The sequence below is a fragment of the Burkholderia sp. Ac-20379 genome (assembly GCF_017104645.1).
Taxonomy (GTDB): Bacteria; Pseudomonadota; Gammaproteobacteria; order Burkholderiales; family Burkholderiaceae; genus Burkholderia.
This window is the reverse complement of sequence record NZ_JAAGPF010000481.1, coordinates 1-3,770: the sequence shown is the minus strand read 5'-3', so window position 1 is coordinate 3,770 and position 3,770 is coordinate 1. Positions and strand designations below refer to the sequence as shown.

The window sequence follows — 3,770 nt, the reverse complement described above, 5'->3', positions numbered from 1 at the left end:
GGCGCGAGCGCGGCGGCCGAGGTTTCGAGCGGGTCGAACACGAGCGTCAGGTGGTTCATGCCGGGCACCACGTCCACCACGTGCGGCCACGTGCGCGCGGCGGCGGCCACCGCCCAGACCTGCCGCTGGCAGTCGAGCGTGGCGGGCGGCGGCGCTTCGCAGCAGACGGCGGTATCGCCAAGCGGATAAAGACGGGGAGCGGTCATGGAAAGCTCGCGGGCATCGGTTCGACGCGATCATACATCATCAATAAATTGTCGATAATTTATCGATAAGAATTTTGCAAAGCGGCTGGAGCGCCCGCCGATCTGGCGTACACTGCGGCAGTTTTTCGTCCTCAATGGTTCCCGACGTGACCGACCTCACCCAGCGCCATCCGACCCAGATCGTCTCGGCCGAGCATCTCGTCTCGAACGAAAGCGTCGAGCTGTCCGAGCTCGAATACGGGCTGATCATGGCGGGCCATGCGTTCAACCGCTGGATGGTGCGCTGCATGGCCGCCGCCGGCGCGAAGGACATGACCGCGATCGAAGTCTCGCTGCTGCACCACGTCGGCCATCGCGACCGCGCGAAGAAGCTGGCCGACATCTGCTTCGTGCTGAATATCGAGGATACGCACGTCGCCACCTACGCGCTGAAGAAGCTCGCCGCACGCGGCTACGTGGCCGGCGAGAAATCGGGCAAGGAAGTGCTGTTCTCGGTGACGCCCGAGGGGCGGGCGCTGTGCGAGCGCTACCGCGAGGTGCGCGAGCGCTGCCTGATCGACACGCTGCGCGACAGCGGCCTGACCAACGCCCAGATCGGCGAGGCCGCGCAATTGCTGCGCAGCGCGTCGGGGCTGTACGACACGGCGGCGCGCGCCGCCGCGTCGCTGTAAGAGCGGCGGCGGCTCAGCCGGTCGAGCCCGACCGGTACGCATAGCACTCGGTGACGATCCAATCGAGCGGGCGGTCGTGCGATTCGCGCGGCAGCGCGTCGATCGCCGACACCTCGTAGGCCACGCCGATCGTGACGGGCAGCGCGTCGTTCGGCCAGGCGGCCAGCGTGCGGTCGTAATAGCCGCCGCCGTAACCGAGCCGGAAGCCCTGCTTGTCGAAGCCGACGCACGGGATCAGCAGCAGGTCGGGCACCACCGGCGCGCCGTCGGCCGGTTCGGGGATGCGGTGATGGCCGGTGCGCATCGGCGCGTCGGGCGACCAGGTGCGAAACGAGAGCGGCGTGTAGGGCTGCGCGATCACGGGCAGCGCGGCGCGCCGGCGCGGGTCGTCCCGCAGCCATTCGGCGATCGCCTCGCGCGCGTCGAACTCGCCCGGCAGCGGCCAGTAGAAGCCCACCGTGAGCAGCGGATGCTTGCCGAGCAGATCGAGAATGCGATGCGCGAGCGCGGCGTTCGCGGCCGTGTCGCGATTCGCTTCGCGACGCAGCGGCGAGAGCGTTTCGCGCAGCGTTTGCTTGCGATTTGCGACAGGGGGGCGTGCTATGCTTTCGCTCACTTCGTGCTCCAGTCAAAACGATGTCCTACAGCCTCGTCCGAGTATATCGCGCGGCCGCCACCACGCTGTCGGCGGTGGTGCTGGCCGCAGGCGCCGCCGCGTGTGCCGCCCAGCCCGTCGACGACGTGTCGTCGAACGACGACCAGATCTTCGTCCAGTTGCGCGAAGCCGCGCGCGCGAACAATCCCGCGCGCGCCGCGCAGCTTGCCGCGATGATTCCGAATTATCCGGCGCCCACCTATCTCGAGTATTTCCAGATCAAGCCGCAGTTGTTCGACACGTCGGGCCACGCGCGTCTCGACGCGCCCGACGCGCCGGTGCTGAGCTTCCTGCAGCGCAACGACGGCCAGGCGATCGCCGACCGCATGCGCAACGATTACCTGCTCGTGCTCGGCGCGCGCCACGACTGGCGCAACTTCGACGAGCAATACAAGCGCTTCGTGCTCGACGACGACACCCAGGTCAAGTGCTACTCGCTCGAATCGCGCGCCTCGCGCGGCGAGAACGTGGCCGACATGGCACGCCACCTGCTCGTCGATCCCAAGTATTACGGCGATGCGTGCGTCGACCTGATCTCGGCGTTGTCGACGAATCGCCAGTTCTCGGCGGACGACGTCTGGGCGCAGGCGCGCCTCGCCTACGAACAGAACTACGTGAACACGGCCGGCAAGATCGTCGACGTGCTCGGCCAGCGCCCGGCGGGCCTCGATCAGGCCGCCAGCGCGCCGCCGCTGTTCCTCGCGCGCGGCGTGGGCAGCGACGCCACCTCGCGCCAGCTCGCGCTGATCGCGATCACGCGCATGGCGCGCAACGATCCCGACGCGGCCGCCGGCATGATGGGCACGCTCGGCCAGCTCTCGAAGCCGGAGCAGGCGATCGCCTGGGGCGAGATCGGCCTGCAGGCGGCGGTCAAGCGCTCGCCGATGGCGGTGCAGTATTACAAGCAGTCGTCGGGCGCGCCGCTCACGACGCAAGCCTACGAATGGCGCGTGCGCGCCGCGCTGCTGGCCGGCGACTGGCCGATGGTGCGCTGGTCGATCGAGCAGATGCCCGACGAGCTGCGCGCGCAGCCGTCGTGGCTCTATTGGCACGGCCGCGCGCTGAAGCAGGCCGGCGACGCCGCCGGCGCCAAGCGCGATTTCGATCAGGTGGCGGGCCGCTTCGATTTCTACGGCCAACTGTCGGCCGAGGAACTGGGCCAGCAGACGGTGATCCCGCCGCGCACCACGGTCAGCGACGCCGAAGTCGACGCGATGAGCCAGGTGCCCGGCTTCGCGCTGGCGCGCCGCTTCTACGCGCTGAACCTGCGCCTCGAAGGCAACCGCGAATGGAACTGGCCGCTGCGCGGCATGAGCGATCGTCAACTGCTGGCCGCCGCCGAATACGCGAAGCGCATCGACATGCTCGACCGCACCGTCAACACGGCCGACCGCACGACGGCGATGCACGATTTCACGCTGCGCTTCCCGTCGCCGTACCGGCCGATCGTCGAGCGCTACGCGCAGACCAACGGCCTCGACATCGAATGGGCCTACGGGCTGATCCGCCAGGAATCGCGCTTCATCACCAACGCGAAATCGTCGGTGGGCGCGGGCGGGCTCATGCAGCTGATGCCGGCCACGGCGAACATGGTGGCGAAGAAGATCGGCCTGGGCGGCATCACGCGCGCGCAGATGCACGACATCGACACCAACATCCAGCTCGGCACCTGGTATCTGTCGGACATCTATCAGAAGTTCGACAACTCGGCCGTGCTGGCCACGGCCGGCTACAACGCCGGCCCGGGCCGGCCGCGCCAATGGCGGCAGGCGCTCACGCAGCCCGTGGAGGGCGCGATCTTCGCGGAAACGATCCCGTTCAACGAAACGCGCGATTACGTGAAGAACGTGCTGTCGAACACCACCTATTACGCGGCGCTGTTCGAGGGCAAGCCCGAATCGCTGAAGGCGCGGCTCGGCTACATCGCACCCTGAGCGCCGCGGCCGGATGAGCCGGGCGGCCCGAGGGGCGGCACGGCTCGCGGTGTCGCGGCCCCGGCGGCGCGCGGTTTCGACTTCTGAGGGGAGGCTCGCCCATGGATCGTCCCAGCGTCGCGCTCGTCGGCGGCACCGGCTTCATCGGCGCCCGGCTCGTCGCCGCGCTGCTGCGCGACGGCTGCACGGTGCGGATCGCGGCGCGGCGCCGCGAGCACGCGCGGCATCTCGCGATGCTGGCCGTGGAGGTCGCCGAAGTGGGCAGCTTCGATGCCCGCTCGCTCGCCCGCTTCGTGGCCGGTGA

5 protein-coding genes are annotated in these 3,770 nt (G+C 68.9%); 3 read left to right on the top strand and 2 right to left on the bottom strand.

Going from position 1 to position 3,770, the window contains the following annotated elements; translation table 11 throughout:
• Positions 1-206 (bottom strand): carboxyltransferase domain-containing protein (locus tag G3N92_RS31680; RefSeq protein WP_206131481.1); only part of this gene is annotated, 206 nt, incomplete at its 3' end.
• 134 nt (positions 207-340) lie between these two features.
• Here G3N92_RS31680 and G3N92_RS31675 point away from each other — a divergent pair.
• Positions 341-877 (top strand): winged helix DNA-binding protein, encoded by a 537-nt coding sequence (locus G3N92_RS31675; RefSeq protein WP_206131480.1) that lies wholly within the window; start codon positions 341-343, stop codon positions 875-877.
• Positions 878-890: 13 nt separating this feature from the next.
• Here the strand turns inward: G3N92_RS31675 and G3N92_RS31670 are convergent, their stop codons facing one another.
• A complete protein-coding gene (locus G3N92_RS31670; protein WP_206131479.1) occupies positions 891-1,493 on the bottom strand; it encodes a 5-formyltetrahydrofolate cyclo-ligase in 603 nt (200 codons plus the stop codon).
• 20 nt (positions 1,494-1,513) lie between these two features.
• On the opposite strand from G3N92_RS31670, the gene G3N92_RS31665 reads away from it, so the two are divergent.
• Positions 1,514-3,466 carry a lytic transglycosylase domain-containing protein gene (locus G3N92_RS31665; RefSeq protein WP_206131478.1) on the top strand — a complete coding sequence of 651 codons (1,953 nt, stop codon included), beginning with the start codon at positions 1,514-1,516 and terminating at the stop codon, positions 3,464-3,466.
• A 101-nt stretch (positions 3,467-3,567) separates the two neighbouring features.
• The coding region (locus G3N92_RS31660; protein WP_206131477.1) for an NAD-dependent epimerase/dehydratase family protein at positions 3,568-3,770 on the top strand (203 nt) is incomplete at its 3' end.